Raw genomic sequence first — 13,790 nt, forward strand, 5'->3', positions numbered from 1 at the left:
ATGTCTGTACAGGAACTACTGCCGCTCAACGGCCTTGCCGCCGAGTACCCCGGCCATTACCGCGCCGACCATCTCTTGGTCGCCGAGATGGTCAAGCCGGGCTCGAAGGTGCTCGATGTCGGCTGCGGCGACGGCGACCTGCTTCAGCTTCTGGAGACCCGCGGCATCGACGGGCGCGGCATCGAGCTGTCGCGCGAGGGCGTCAACCGCTGCGTCGCCAAGGGGCTTGCGGTGGTGCAGGGCGACGCCGACGCCGATCTCGTCAACTATCCCGACGACGCCTTCGACTACGTGATCCTGTCGCAGACGCTGCAGGCGACGCGGCAGCCGCGGGTGGTGCTGGAGAATCTGCTGCGCATTGGCCACCGCGCGATCGTGTCGTTCCCGAACTTCGGTTACTGGAAGATGCGCTTGCAGCTCCTGATCGGCGGCCACATGCCGCGCACGGAGAACCTCCCGGCGACCTGGTATGACACCGCCAACATCCACTTCTGCACCATCAAGGATTTCGTCCAGCTCTGCGACGAGATCCACGTCAAGATGGAGCGCGCCGAGGCGCTCGACCTCTATGGCCATCCCTTGCGGGTGCGGCTGCCCTGGTGGGTGTGGAATCTGTTCGGCGAGCAGGGCGTGTTCCTGCTGAGCCGCGGCGGGAGGAAATAGTGTCTTCGTCCGCGCGAGCGAAGCTATCTGGTAGACCCTCACCCTGAGGAGCCGCGTAGCGGCGTCTCGAAGGGCGAGGCTACCAGCCGGGCCTTCCATCCTTCGAGACGCGCGTTCCGCTCCTCAGGATGAGGAGCTGATGCTACACTTCGTCATTGCTTCGCTGCGCTCGCAATGACGGAGTGCCTGGTGATGCGGTCGGACTAATTCGCCGGCATCGACCTCGGATCGCGCACCGGCCATCGCCCGGCTTCCACCAGCGTGACGAACCGCTCCACCGTCGCGTTGAACAGCGCGGGCTCCTCCAGATTGAGCACGTGGCCCGACTTCGGAAACATCGCGAGCCCGGCCGCCGGCAAATGCTGCTTCAGGAACAGGCTCGGCCCGACACACGGATCGTCCTCATCGCCACAGATGATCAGCGTGGGCGTCGCCACAGCCTTGATCGCATCCGTCATCGTGTAGATCGAGGGACGGCCGCCCTGGAATCCGCGCATCGTGTTGGCCGATCCCTTGGCGTCATGCCGTGCCAGCGCCGCGTAGAAATCGGCATGGCCGCGCGGGTCCTTCACCAGGAAGGGAATCCGGCTCGGCGCCTCGCGCGTGACCTTGGCGACCTCAATGGAGCCGAGCGTCTCGAACTGTTCGGCGTTGTCGCGGCACTGCTTCCGCCATGCCTCAAGGTTCTCGAGCTCCGAGCCGGAGCCGACGCCGGCGAGCGTCATCGACAATGCGCGCTCTGGCGCGTTGAGGCCGATCTGCAATGACGAATACGCCCCCATCGACAGACCGACGAGATGTGCGCGATCGATCTTGAGATGATCGAGCACGGCCAACGCATCGGTGTAGAAGTGCTTGTAGGTGTAGACATCGCCCGTCGGTACGTCCGACGGCGTATAGCCGCGCGCGGAATAGGTGATGCAGCGGTGGCCGCGCGAAAAGTAGCGCATCTGCGGCTCCCAATTGGTGTAGTCGGCCGCGAACTCGTGCAGAAAAATGATGGGCGATCCCTGGCCCGCTTCCTCGAAATAGATGCGGACGTCGTCCCTGGTCGTGGCGTGGGGCATTAACCTTTCCCTCTCATAAAGCCGTGCGAACAGGATCGCAGTTAATGCTGTCGGCAGCAATACGGCAGCCTCAGACCAGCAGCGACACAAAATCATCGCAACAATTCCGGAAGTGGCGTTTTGCAGCGCGGTGCGATGTCTTGTTCTTGCCACATCTAACGTTTTTACGGCCCGACGGATGTCGGCCACTGCATGGGCCGATGGGAATTGGGGGTGTCAACGTAGGATGAAGAATGCTTGAGTTGTTTGCGTACCGCCTGTCGCGTCTCGTCGTCGCGCTGGCTCTCCTCTTCGCGGCTGCGGCCGTGTTCATTTCTCCGGCGTCAGCACGGTCTCATCGTCATCACGTAAGCCGGCACGACTACGTGCATCACAGCGCACATTACGCCACCAGACATCACCGCTATCGGCACCTTGCGCGCGGCTCGCGCTTCGAGCGCGGCGCGGCGCAATTGCAGGCGCGCGGCCTCAGTGACACCCAAGCCAGCTATAATCCGAACGCCAACAGTGGCGGCATGGCTGTGAGCGGCAGCCTCAGTGGTGGATCGGGTCTCGTCTCCGAGGCGCGCCGCTATCTCGGCGGCAATCCGACCAGCCGCGGCAGCCTGTGGTGCGCGCGCTTCATGAACATGGTGCTGGAGCACACCGGCCATAAGGGCACCGGCTCCGACATGGCGAGCTCGTTCGCGCATTATGGAACGCGTGTTTCCGGTCCGCAGGTCGGCGCGATTGCGGTGATGTCACGTGGCGGCCGCGGCGGCCATGTCGGCATCATCACCGGCATCGACGCGAAGGGCAATCCGATCATGATCTCGGGCAACAACGGCAACCGCGTCCGCGAGGCACCGGTCTCGCGCGGCCGGATCTATGCGTATGTGATGCCGAACTAACGTTCGTCATTGCGAGCGAAGCGAAGCAATCCAGAATCCTTCCGCGGAGATAGTCCGGATTGCTTCGTCGCTTCGCCCCTCGCAATGACGGGGGTCGTTGAACCAGCGACCTGTCACACCAGCTTCGGCTCTTCCACCGCTATTCTGTCGCCGACGCCGATTTCGCCGTCGGCGATCACCTCGGCATAGATGCCGCAGTCCATGTGGCCGAGGCTGCGCGAGAGCGTGGGCGGGATTTCGAGGTCGCGCACGGCGGTCTTCGGATCGACGTTCACGGCCGCACAGCGGACGATGCGCTTGACCACCTTCAGCCGGGCCGCGCCGATGGCGAGCGTCTGGCCGACGAGGTCGAGCTCGGACCAGGCCGGCCAGCCCTGGACGTAGAGATTGGCGCGGAAGCGCAAGGGATTGACGGCGGTGCCGCCGAGTATGGCCTCGATCGCGCGGACGCTGCCGAGATTGATGATCGACACGACCTTGCGGGCGACATCGGAAAAGCTGTGGTCCCGTCCGGACAGCACTTTTGGCGGTCCGCGCAGCTCGCTCGGGAAGTTTTCGGTGAAGTAGCCCTCGATGGCGGAGCGCCCGGCCGCGGTCTCGAGATCGCCGCTGGCGACGACCTTGCCGTCCTTGCGGATGGTCAGGAGATTGGTCGCGTCCTCGAAACGGGTGTCCAGCGCGGCCAACCGCTCGTTGCGCATCAGCATCAGGAATTGGGTCTTGGGCATCCATTGCGGTGCCGCGGGATCGAAGCCGCTCGGGCCGTTCTCGATGGCGTAGCGGCGATCGGCGGGAAGGGTCTGGCCGACCCGCAAGGCGGCGCGGGGCAGGGGCTCCGGCGTCAGGCCTTTGACCGGGTAGCGGTAGAGGCCGGTGATCTGGGCGGCCGGGCTGGATGTCGTTGCGCTGGATGTCATGGTGCTACTTAAGGGATTCGGCCGGATCGCGCCAAGTCGGCGCTTTCGCGCACGAATTTGTGAACTGGCCTCTTCCGATCCGAGGGCACCCTTCCCACATCTGGATCAGGCCGGCGCCAGCGCCGGCTGATAACGACCGCTGCCGGTTGAGGAACGTCAATGCGGCCAGCGGAAACCCAATGAAGATGCCGTTTGGGGTGCCTTAGAGGGCTCCAGGGGCAGGCCGAGGGAAAGAAAAGATATGAACATCGAGAAGTATACCGAGCGCTCCAGGGGCTTCATCCAATCCGCGCAGTCGCTCGCGATGCGCGAGGGGCACCAGCAGTTTTCGACCCTGCATCTCCTGAAAGTCCTGCTGGACGACAATGAGGGGCTCGCTGCCGGTCTGATCGACCGTGCCGGCGGCAATTCCCGTGCAATTTTGAAGGCGACCGAGGACGCCCTGAACAAGGTGCCGAAGGTCAGCGGCGGCGGCGCCGGGCAGATCTATCTGGCGCCCGAGCTCGCCCGCACCTTCGACGCCGCCGAAAAGGCCGGTGAGAAGGCCGGCGACAGCTTTGTAACCGTCGAGCGCCTTTTGCTCGGGCTCGCGCTGGAGAAGACCAGCGAGGCGGGCTCGATCCTGGCCAAGGGCGGCGTCACCCCGCAAAGTCTCAATGCGGCGATCGAAGCGCTGCGCAAGGGCCGCACCGCCGACAGCGCGACCGCCGAGAACGCCTACGACGCGTTGAAGAAATATGCCCGCGACCTGACCCAGGCTGCGCGCGACGGCAAGCTCGACCCGGTCATCGGCCGCGACGAGGAGATCCGCCGTACCATCCAGGTGCTGTCGCGCCGGACCAAGAACAATCCCGTGCTGATCGGCGAGCCCGGCGTCGGCAAGACCGCCATCGTCGAGGGCCTGGCGCTGCGCATCGTCAACGGCGATGTGCCCGAAAGTCTCAAGGACAAGAAGCTGCTCTCGCTCGACCTCGGCGCGCTGATCGCCGGTGCAAAGTACCGCGGCGAGTTCGAGGAGCGGCTGAAAGCCGTGCTCCAGGAAGTGACCGCGACCGAAGGCGCCTTCATCCTGTTCATCGACGAGATGCACACGCTGATCGGCGCCGGCAAGGGCGACGGCGCGATGGATGCGTCCAACCTGCTCAAGCCGGCGCTGGCCCGCGGCGAGCTGCACTGCATCGGCGCGACCACGCTCGACGAGTACCAGAAGCATGTCGAGAAGGATGCTGCACTGGCGCGGCGCTTCCAGCCGATCTTCGTCAGCGAGCCCTCGGTCGAGGACACCATCTCGATCCTGCGCGGGCTCAAGGACAAGTATGAACAGCACCACGGCGTGCGGATCGCCGATTCCGCGCTGGTGGCGTCCGCGACGCTGTCCAATCGCTACATCACCGACCGCTTCCTGCCCGACAAGGCGATCGACCTCATGGACGAAGCCGCCGCGCGGCTGAAGATGCAGGTCGATTCCAAGCCGGAAGAGCTGGATTCGCTCGATCGCGAGATCATCCGGCTCAAGATCGAGCAGGAGGCCCTGAAAAAGGAGAGCGATCTTGGCTCCAAGGCGCGTCTGGAGGTGCTGGAGAAGGAGCTCGTCGAGCTCGAGGAGAAGTCGGCGGCGCTGACGTCGCGCTGGAGCGCGGAGAAGAACAAGCTCTCCAACGCCCAGAAGCTGAAGGCGGAGCTCGACGGCTTGCGCGTCGAGCTTGCCAATGCGCAGCGGCGCGGCGAATTCCAGCGCGCCGGCGAGCTGGCCTATGGCCGGATTCCTGAGCTCGAGAAGAAGCTCGCGGAGATCGAGGCGCGTGAAGGCTCCGGCGAGATGATGGAGGAGGCGGTCACCGCCAACCACATCGCGCAGGTGGTCTCGCGCTGGACCGGCGTGCCCGTCGACAAGATGCTGGAAGGCGAGAAGGAAAAGCTGCTGAAGATGGAGGAGCAGCTCGGCCGGCGCGTGATCGGCCAGAGCGAGGCCGTGCGCGCGGTCGCAACCGCTGTGCGCCGCTCGCGTGCAGGCCTGCAGGACCCGAACCGGCCGACCGGTTCGTTCATGTTCTTGGGCCCTACCGGCGTCGGTAAGACCGAGTTGACCAAGGCGCTCGCCGAATACCTCTTCAACGACGAGACCGCGATGGTCCGCCTCGACATGAGCGAATACATGGAGAAGCACTCGGTCTCGCGGCTGATCGGCGCGCCTCCGGGCTATGTCGGCTATGACGAGGGCGGTGCGCTGACCGAGGCGGTGCGGCGCCGGCCCTACCAGGTGGTGCTGTTCGACGAGATCGAGAAGGCGCATCCGGATGTCTTCAACGTGCTGCTGCAGGTGCTCGACGATGGCCGGCTGACCGACGGCCAGGGCCGCACGGTCGACTTCCGCAACACGCTGATCATCATGACCTCGAACCTCGGTTCGGAATTCTTGGTGAACCAGCCGGAAGGCGAGGACACCTCTGCGGTGCGCGAGCAGGTGATGGCGACGGTGCGGGCGCATTTCAGGCCGGAATTCCTGAACCGCGTCGACGAGATCATCCTGTTCCACCGCTTGCAGAAGAGCGAGATGGGCCGGATCGTCGAAATCCAGTTCGCGCGCCTGCAGAAGCTGCTGACCGATCGCAAGATCGTTCTGACGCTCGACGCTGCCGCACGCGACTGGTTGGCTGCCAAGGGCTGGGATCCGGCTTACGGCGCAAGGCCGCTCAAGCGCGTGATTCAGCGCTACCTCCAGGATCCGCTCGCGGAGATGATCCTGGCGGGCGAGGTGAAGGACGGAGATACCGTTGCGATCTCGTCCGCAGGCAACGTGCTGACCTTCAACGGCAAGGCGCCGCAGACCGCGGAGATCGCCCAGTTCGAAACGCCAGTGCCGAAGCGCAAGCTGAACTGATCTGGCATTTACATGAACGACAAGCTCCCCGGAGAGGTCTTCCTCTCCGGGGCGAATTGCATGTGCGGATTGGGCGGCTTGCTAGCTGACTGCGGACGTGGAGCTCGGATCGGCAGCGTTGTCGTCGTCGCGGTCCTGTTCGAGCTCCGACAGTATATCCACGAGCTCGCGCACTCTTCCATGCGCCAGCGGCCGCAGGTCGTTGATCATGGGCTCGTCATTGGCGAGCCAAGCCTGGGCTTCGGCGAGTTCTTCCACAGTCGCGCCGGTTCCAATGATCTGGGCGATGGTGACGTCGTCGGCTCGATCCACGGCCTTGATGACATCGTCGCGTGAGAGGCGCGTCATGGGTGATCCTCCTGCTGGTCGGCTTCCCGTCAGCGTCTAAAACCGCGAAGCCGCGCACCGGTTCCACCGCGGCCAAGTCCCGCGGGGGACCGCTATTTCTTTGCGACCTTGTAGATCGCGTTCTCGATGTCGGAGGTGAAGTAGATGACGCCGGAGGCGCCGATACCCACGCCTGTCGGTATGTGGGTGGGCAGGCCGCCGGGTGCGCCCATCAGGCCGATTGGAAGATTGGCCGCGATCTCGGTCACCTTGCCGTTCTCTGGTGCAATCTCGATCAGCCGCTTGGCACCTACTTCCGCCACGATCAGCTTGCCGTCGCTCGCTCGTGCGATGCCTTCCGGCATTTTCAACTCCTTGGCGAGTACAGTCTTTTCGCCGTTCTTGTCGATCCTGGAGACGAGGCCCGCAAAGGCTTCGGTGACGTAGACCTCGCCACTCGATCCGCCGATAAGCCCCACAGGTCCTTCGAGGTCGCCGATCACCGTGCTCCGATCCTTGCCGTGCTCGCCGCTTGCGCGGACCAGCGACTTGGTGCCGAGCTCGGCCACCAGGATGCTGCCGTCCTCGAGTCGGATGGCGTCATGCGGTGCCTTGAAGCCGTGCAGCATTTCGCGCGTCGCGCCGGTCTTGCTGTCGATCACCTGCACCGTGCCGGTGAACCAGCTCGACAGGATCACGTCAGCGCCCTTCGCCGTCGCACTCATCGGATATTCGAGGCTGACGCCGGCGGCGTGCATGCGCGCCTTCTCGACGACCTCGCCGGTCGTGCCATCGACCGTGCGATAGGCGAACACGTCGGCGACGTGGATCGTGTCCTTGCCATTGTCCGAGGTAACGCCGATGCCGCCGGGCAGCGCGAGCTTGCCAATGATGATCTGCCTGGCCTGGCCGGTCGCCGGATCGACCTCCTGGATGCCGTTATCGGCCATGTTGGAGACGTAGATGTGATCCTTGTCGTCGATCGCGAGGTTGTCCAGTGACGGCTTCAGTTGCGCGACCATCGTCTTGGCGCCCGACGTGGGATCGACCCGAACGAGTTGGCCGAGCGCGGTGTCGACCACCCAGAGATTGCCCTTGGAATCGAAGTTCACCGCGGCCGGGACCTTGAAGCCGTCGGCGACGACAGTCAGCTCGGCTTTGTCGACGTCGACCCTGGCGACCTGTCCCTTGAACCAGAGGGGACCATAGAGCTTGTCGTCAGGACCGAACTCGAAACCGTTGAGGCCGCCCATCTTCTCCATGATCTGACGGGGCGGTTTGACGCCCTCGACGTCGATCTCATAAAGCGTGTCGCCGAGGAAAACGGTCGTCGCGTAGAGCCTGCCGTCCTTGCGGAAGGCGAGCGAGTTGATGCCGGGGAGGCCGGAGGCAAGCTTCTTGATCGGACCGTCGCCCTTGCGGGAATAGAGATCGCCGGTCAGGAAGCCGGTCCAGCCCATAGTGCCATCGGGCGCGAACGCGATGTCGTCGGCCATCCCGACGGGGGAGGGAATTGCAACCTTGGCGGTGCCGCCTGCGACGTCGACCTCGTAGAGAGCCGCGCCTGCGACGCTGCCTGCAAACAGATGGCCGGCCTTGTCGATCCCGAGCCCGTGCACGCCGTGGAACGCCGAGCCTGGGACGAGCCTGGTAACCTCCCAAGTTTCGGCCGAAGCGTTTGTGGAGACAATTGCAGCCACGACGGCTGCGCAGGCGAGCCTGATCTTCATGACGCGTCCTCCCATTTTTTGGAAAGTATTCGCTTTTTGGAAAGTATTCGCCCGCGATGCGGCTTTGGCAAACGAAACTTGACGTTGTGACGCAGTGAAGCGACGTCGCTTCACAGCATCGCATCCGGATCGCGTTCGACATCCGGGGCGATGCCGCCGTTGTGGCCGCTCATTGCCGCATCGAGTCGGCTTTTCGAGGTTTTGCGCGCATCGGGCCTTCCAGCGAATGGCCGCGCGCCAATCGTGATTGAGCGTCCAACAGTTCCATCGTCCTAGCCCGACGAGGCCACCGGAACCCTTCGATTTGATGAAACTGGCGCGGTGGGCTGGGGGTTGCCCCAGCACAGGTTCGCCGCCGAGCGCAGCGATTCCTCGGGATCCGTCTGGCACGGCGTCTGATCCGAGGCCTGTTTGAGCCCTGATCGATCGCTGTCAGCAACTCCAAAATCGTCGTCGGCAAACCTGCTTCGTAAAAGCCAGCGCAGGATATCGCCATGAAAAAAGATCTTGTCGCCCGCAATCATCCTGTCTTCGACGAGCTTCATCCCAAGATCTATGGGGCCGCCGTCGGTCTGGTCGCCTGGTTCGCGCTGATGGCCTGGGTGCTGTTTGACCGCAGCAGTGATATCGGCCTGTCCCTCGGATTGGTCACGCTGCTGTTTGCGGTCGCGATTCTGCTGCCATGGATTCTTTCGCGACTCTGGGTGAGGTATCGGATGCCGCACGAGCCGCACCTGGGGCCGACGTCACTACACGACTGGGAGGCCGGCGAATTCAAGGTCTGGGACGCAAAGCTGCACGGTTCGCATGCCGCGATCGACGTCCTGTTGCCGCTGATGGCCGTCTCGTTCGGCCTGACGGCGATCGGAATCGTCTTCGTGATCGTGCGGGCGCAGGTTTTGCCCTAGCCCGCTCAACTTAGGTGAGGGATCGCGGATTACCGGTTGGTGACCTGCAGCGGTCCGCCGGTCGCATCCGACATCCGGGCGATGGCGCCGTTGCGGCCGCTCATCATCGCATCGAGCCGGTCGCGTTCCTTCTCGAAGCCGGCGAGCATCGGGCCTTCCAGCGAGCGGCCGCGCGGCAGCTTGACGCGCATCGGGTCGACGAAGCGGCCGTTGACCAGGATTTCGTAGTGGACGTGCGGGCCGGTCGACAGGCCGCTCGAGCCGACGAAGCCGATCACCTGGCCCTGCCGCACCTTCTTGCCGACCTCCATGCCCTTGGCGAAGGCCGACATGTGGCCGTAGGCGGTCTCGTAGCCGTTGGCATGCTTGATGCGGATGTACTTGCCGTAGCCGCCTTCGGGGCCGGCCTTCTCGATTATGCCGTTGCCGGAGGCGAAGATCGGCGTGCCGTAGGCGGTGGCCCAGTCGACGCCGGTGTGCATCTTCACATAGCCGAGGATCGGGTGGCGGCGACCGCCGAAGCCGGAGCGCATGATGGCGTTGTTGACGGGCTTGCGGACCAGGAACTTCTTCGCGCTCTTGCCGGTCTCGTCATAGTAATCGACGACGCCGTCATCGGGGCTCTGGTAGCGATAGTATTTCTTGGTTTCGCCGCCGACCGTCAGCGAGGCGAACAACACCTCGTTCTTTTCGCTCGCCGTCACGCCCTCGTCTTCGCCGGCATAGAACACGTCGAAGGAATCGCCAGGCTGCACCTTGCGCTGGAAGTCGACGTCGTAGGAGTAGATCTTGATCATGTCGTCGATGACCGGCATCGGCACTTTGTTGCGCATCGCGGTCTCGTAGATGCTCTGGTAGAGCCGCACGCCGGAGCCGTCGTCGTCATCCTCGTCGTCGCTGCTCGCGTTCGCGGTCGCATCGGCAACGGTGTTCATGCTGGAGACGTCGACCGCGACGTATTTGCCGAGATCCGACAGCGCGGCGATGGCCTCGACCGTGGTGTCGTTGGCGACAACGACGCGGAACGGCTGCAGCCGCGCGCCCGGTGTTGCCGGCGCCATCAGGATGCGGAGCTTTTCGCCTTCCTTCAGGCCGCCATCGCGGCCGCGGGGCCCCAGCGTCGCCGTGATCGCCCTGATCTCCTCCGGCGTGGCACCGAGGTCGCGCAGCACGGAGGCGACGCTGTCACCCTTCTTGACCATGTGGACGCGCTCACCGTTCGGATTGCCGCCGGTGATCTGCTCCTTGGTCTTCGGCAGCAGGGTGACGTTCTCCGGCACCACGCGCGTCTCGAAGCCGGCATAGGGGTCCGCTGAGGGCGCCTCGGCTGCATAGGCCATCTTGATGTCGGACTGGCCGGCGGCACCGGAAACGTCGGCGGTGGCATTGCTGAGCGCCGCATAGCGCACGCCGCCATTGCCGCGCCAGTTGGCGGCGTCGCGCACGCGCATCAGGATGTCGTCGAGCGCCACCACCGCGGAAATCTTGGCCTTCGGCAGCACCGGCGACAAGTCCTTGGTGACGAAGGAGACTTCGGCGTCGGGCTCGACCGCTTCGGGATTGTTGGGATCGTCGGATGCCGTCTTCGGATCGGACCCGACGTCGCTGAGAAGGCGCTGGGCGTTGAACGGCGGGATCTTCGCCGACAGATCGCTCGTCGTCATCGACAGATTGCCGGCGATCCGGACGAAGGGGCGCACCCGCATCACGTCGCGATTGCCGACGCGGGCGACGGTGGAGACGCGCACGATGTTGCGCGAGGCCGTGGATTCGTTGGGCGGCGGCAGGCGGTCGCTCTTGTGCAGCGTGGCGGCACGATCAGCCGCGCCGAACGCGCCACGCAGCGCGCCTTCGACCCGCTCCGGCACCTTGGCAAAGGTCATTTCGCCGTCGAGCGATGCGAAAACGGCGCCGCCGATCAGGGCCGCACCGCAGAGTCCGGTCAGAATTGTCCCGCTAAACCATTGTACGGAGACACGACGACGATCGATGACGGCGGCTTCGGAACCATCGACGGAAAGCGGCGGCTCGTGGCCGAGATCGATAATCCCGGTCTCACGCCCGTACGCGCCGCGTGACGTCCTTTGGTTCAACCCACGTCCCCCAATCACGACCCAAGAACCCCCTGATCCGAACCTTCCCCGGGTCGCCCTCTTCAGGGGGGATCGCGGGATAAAAGCAGGCCGCACAGGCGTCCGTAGTCAGAAAGCCCCGAAGGGGCCGGCCGAAATTACGAACAGCAACGCGGACGGAGGTCTCTCGATGTCTCTCGAATGTCCGAAGAAGGCTGCTTCATGGTAAGATCGCCTTCCTCCGACCAGTAGAAATCCCCGGCAGCCCCCACAGGCACCCGACGATTCAGCTTGTCTCTTATCAGAACGCCGCGGGATTGTGGCTCTAGTACGGCCACAAATCCGGAAAAAGTTTCCTGAACGTCCGCCAACGGGGCATCCCAGGGGCGCCAGGGCCCATTGGGGACTTCTTCCGAGGACCCTCCCGCTCAAAAATTTTTTTCGATTTTTTTGCCACCCACGTTGCGGGCCGCGCTGGTCGGCGATCCCAGGACCCTCCGCGGGAGCCCTCCGAGACCCCTTCCGAACCCCTCCGGCCCCAAACTTTTTTTCAGATTTTTTACCACCCGCGTTGCCGAGCCGCCCATGGCCTATCACCTAAGCACCGGAAAACACGGGCGTTTTTCCGCACCGCACAATCGATTTTGCCGTGCGACGATTTGTTGACAATGGGCGTTGACAATCCCGATCGGTGGGGACTATAACCCCAACCACTGAGCGCGGCGCCGCCGGGTCACTGACCGAGGCGAGCGAACGCGCCACTGATGCTCCTCACCTTGTTGAGTGACACAACAATCGACACCAGTCGGTTGGAGTCATTCATCGTCGGTAAGGGTGTCGGAACCCTTCCTCCCAGGAAGGTTGGGGCCTCTCCGGTCCCGGGCTGTTTGACAAGTGAAGATGAAGAAAGAGAAACGTGGACGGCGGAGTCCTTGCGGGTCTCGCTTCTGAAAAGCTTCGGCTTTTCTGATCGAGACCGGACGAAAGACTTCGGCGGTACACGTTTCAAAGGTAACACCATGATCTCTTCATTGAGATCAGTTCGCCAGCGATGTGAATCGCTGCGCGAGTATGGTGGGACCTCGTCAAACGTTGTGATCAGCCGGTTCAAAGTTTCAAGTCCAACTTGAGAGTTTGATCCTGGCTCAGAGCGAACGCTGGCGGCAGGCTTAACACATGCAAGTCGAGCGGGCGTAGCAATACGTCAGCGGCAGACGGGTGAGTAACGCGTGGGAACGTACCTTTTGGTTCGGAACAACACAGGGAAACTTGTGCTAATACCGGATAAGCCCTTACGGGGAAAGATTTATCGCCGAAAGATCGGCCCGCGTCTGATTAGCTAGTTGGTGAGGTAATGGCTCACCAAGGCGACGATCAGTAGCTGGTCTGAGAGGATGATCAGCCACATTGGGACTGAGACACGGCCCAAACTCCTACGGGAGGCAGCAGTGGGGAATATTGGACAATGGGGGCAACCCTGATCCAGCCATGCCGCGTGAGTGATGAAGGCCCTAGGGTTGTAAAGCTCTTTTGTGCGGGAAGATAATGACGGTACCGCAAGAATAAGCCCCGGCTAACTTCGTGCCAGCAGCCGCGGTAATACGAAGGGGGCTAGCGTTGCTCGGAATCACTGGGCGTAAAGGGTGCGTAGGCGGGTTTTTAAGTCAGGGGTGAAATCCTGGAGCTCAACTCCAGAACTGCCTTTGATACTGAAGATCTTGAGTCCGGGAGAGGTGAGTGGAACTGCGAGTGTAGAGGTGAAATTCGTAGATATTCGCAAGAACACCAGTGGCGAAGGCGGCTCACTGGCCCGGTACTGACGCTGAGGCACGAAAGCGTGGGGAGCAAACAGGATTAGATACCCTGGTAGTCCACGCCGTAAACGATGAATGCCAGCCGTTAGTGGGTTTACTCACTAGTGGCGCAGCTAACGCTTTAAGCATTCCGCCTGGGGAGTACGGTCGCAAGATTAAAACTCAAAGGAATTGACGGGGGCCCGCACAAGCGGTGGAGCATGTGGTTTAATTCGACGCAACGCGCAGAACCTTACCAGCCCTTGACATGTCCAGGACCGGTCGCAGAGACGTGACCTTCTCTTCGGAGCCTGGAACACAGGTGCTGCATGGCTGTCGTCAGCTCGTGTCGTGAGATGTTGGGTTAAGTCCCGCAACGAGCGCAACCCCCGTCCTTAGTTGCTACCATTTAGTTGAGCACTCTAAGGAGACTGCCGGTGATAAGCCGCGAGGAAGGTGGGGATGACGTCAAGTCCTCATGGCCCTTACGGGCTGGGCTACACACGTGCTACAATGGCGGTGACAATGGGATGCGAAGACGC

Annotated in this window: 9 protein-coding genes and 1 rRNA gene (1 of these 10 running past the window's edge); 5 read left to right on the forward strand and 5 right to left on the reverse strand. The window is 63.0% G+C overall.

The features are described from left to right. Window positions 1-663: a methionine biosynthesis protein MetW gene (gene metW, locus MTX21_RS29845; protein ID WP_280968201.1), complete on the forward strand. Its 663-nt coding sequence runs from the start codon at window positions 1-3 to the stop codon at window positions 661-663. Between the two features lie 203 nt (window positions 664-866). Here metW and MTX21_RS29850 read toward each other — a convergent pair whose 3' ends face one another. Beyond that, entirely contained in the window at window positions 867-1,730 is an 864-nt protein-coding gene (locus tag MTX21_RS29850) for an alpha/beta hydrolase (RefSeq protein ID WP_280968202.1), read from the reverse strand. 233 nt (window positions 1,731-1,963) lie between these two features. Between MTX21_RS29850 and MTX21_RS29855 the strand changes: the two genes are divergently transcribed. Then, a complete protein-coding gene (locus tag MTX21_RS29855) occupies window positions 1,964-2,620 on the forward strand; it encodes a TIGR02594 family protein (RefSeq protein WP_280968203.1) in 657 nt (218 codons plus the stop codon). A 113-nt stretch (window positions 2,621-2,733) separates the two neighbouring features. On the opposite strand, the gene MTX21_RS29860 is transcribed toward MTX21_RS29855, so the two are convergent. Next, window positions 2,734-3,537: an MOSC domain-containing protein gene (locus MTX21_RS29860; protein ID WP_280968204.1), complete on the reverse strand. Its 804-nt coding sequence runs from the start codon at window positions 3,535-3,537 to the stop codon at window positions 2,734-2,736. A gap of 241 nt (window positions 3,538-3,778) precedes the next feature. Between MTX21_RS29860 and clpB the strand changes: the two genes are divergently transcribed. Then, on the forward strand, window positions 3,779-6,418 hold the full coding sequence (clpB, locus tag MTX21_RS29865) for an ATP-dependent chaperone ClpB (RefSeq protein WP_280968205.1): 2,640 nt from the start codon (window positions 3,779-3,781) through the stop codon (window positions 6,416-6,418). A gap of 81 nt (window positions 6,419-6,499) precedes the next feature. Here clpB and MTX21_RS29870 read toward each other — a convergent pair whose 3' ends face one another. Continuing rightward, window positions 6,500-6,766: a hypothetical protein gene (locus MTX21_RS29870; RefSeq protein ID WP_280968206.1), complete on the reverse strand. Its 267-nt coding sequence runs from the start codon at window positions 6,764-6,766 to the stop codon at window positions 6,500-6,502. A gap of 92 nt (window positions 6,767-6,858) precedes the next feature. Further along, window positions 6,859-8,475, reverse strand: a complete 1,617-nt coding sequence (locus MTX21_RS29875; RefSeq protein WP_280968207.1) for an SMP-30/gluconolactonase/LRE family protein — start codon at window positions 8,473-8,475, stop codon at window positions 6,859-6,861. A 494-nt stretch (window positions 8,476-8,969) separates the two neighbouring features. On the opposite strand from MTX21_RS29875, the gene MTX21_RS29880 reads away from it, so the two are divergent. Then, window positions 8,970-9,383: a hypothetical protein gene (locus MTX21_RS29880; RefSeq protein WP_280968208.1), complete on the forward strand. Its 414-nt coding sequence runs from the start codon at window positions 8,970-8,972 to the stop codon at window positions 9,381-9,383. Between the two features lie 29 nt (window positions 9,384-9,412). On the opposite strand, the gene MTX21_RS29885 is transcribed toward MTX21_RS29880, so the two are convergent. Next, window positions 9,413-11,476: a M23 family metallopeptidase gene (locus MTX21_RS29885; RefSeq protein WP_280968209.1), complete on the reverse strand. Its 2,064-nt coding sequence runs from the start codon at window positions 11,474-11,476 to the stop codon at window positions 9,413-9,415. Between the two features lie 1,101 nt (window positions 11,477-12,577). Here MTX21_RS29885 and MTX21_RS29890 point away from each other — a divergent pair. Then, window positions 12,578-13,790: ribosomal RNA gene (locus MTX21_RS29890) — 16S ribosomal RNA — on the forward strand; it runs 276 nt beyond the window's last position.

Origin of the sequence: Bradyrhizobium sp. ISRA430, assembly GCF_029909975.1 — a bacterium.
Classification (GTDB): domain Bacteria; phylum Pseudomonadota; class Alphaproteobacteria; order Rhizobiales; family Xanthobacteraceae; genus Bradyrhizobium.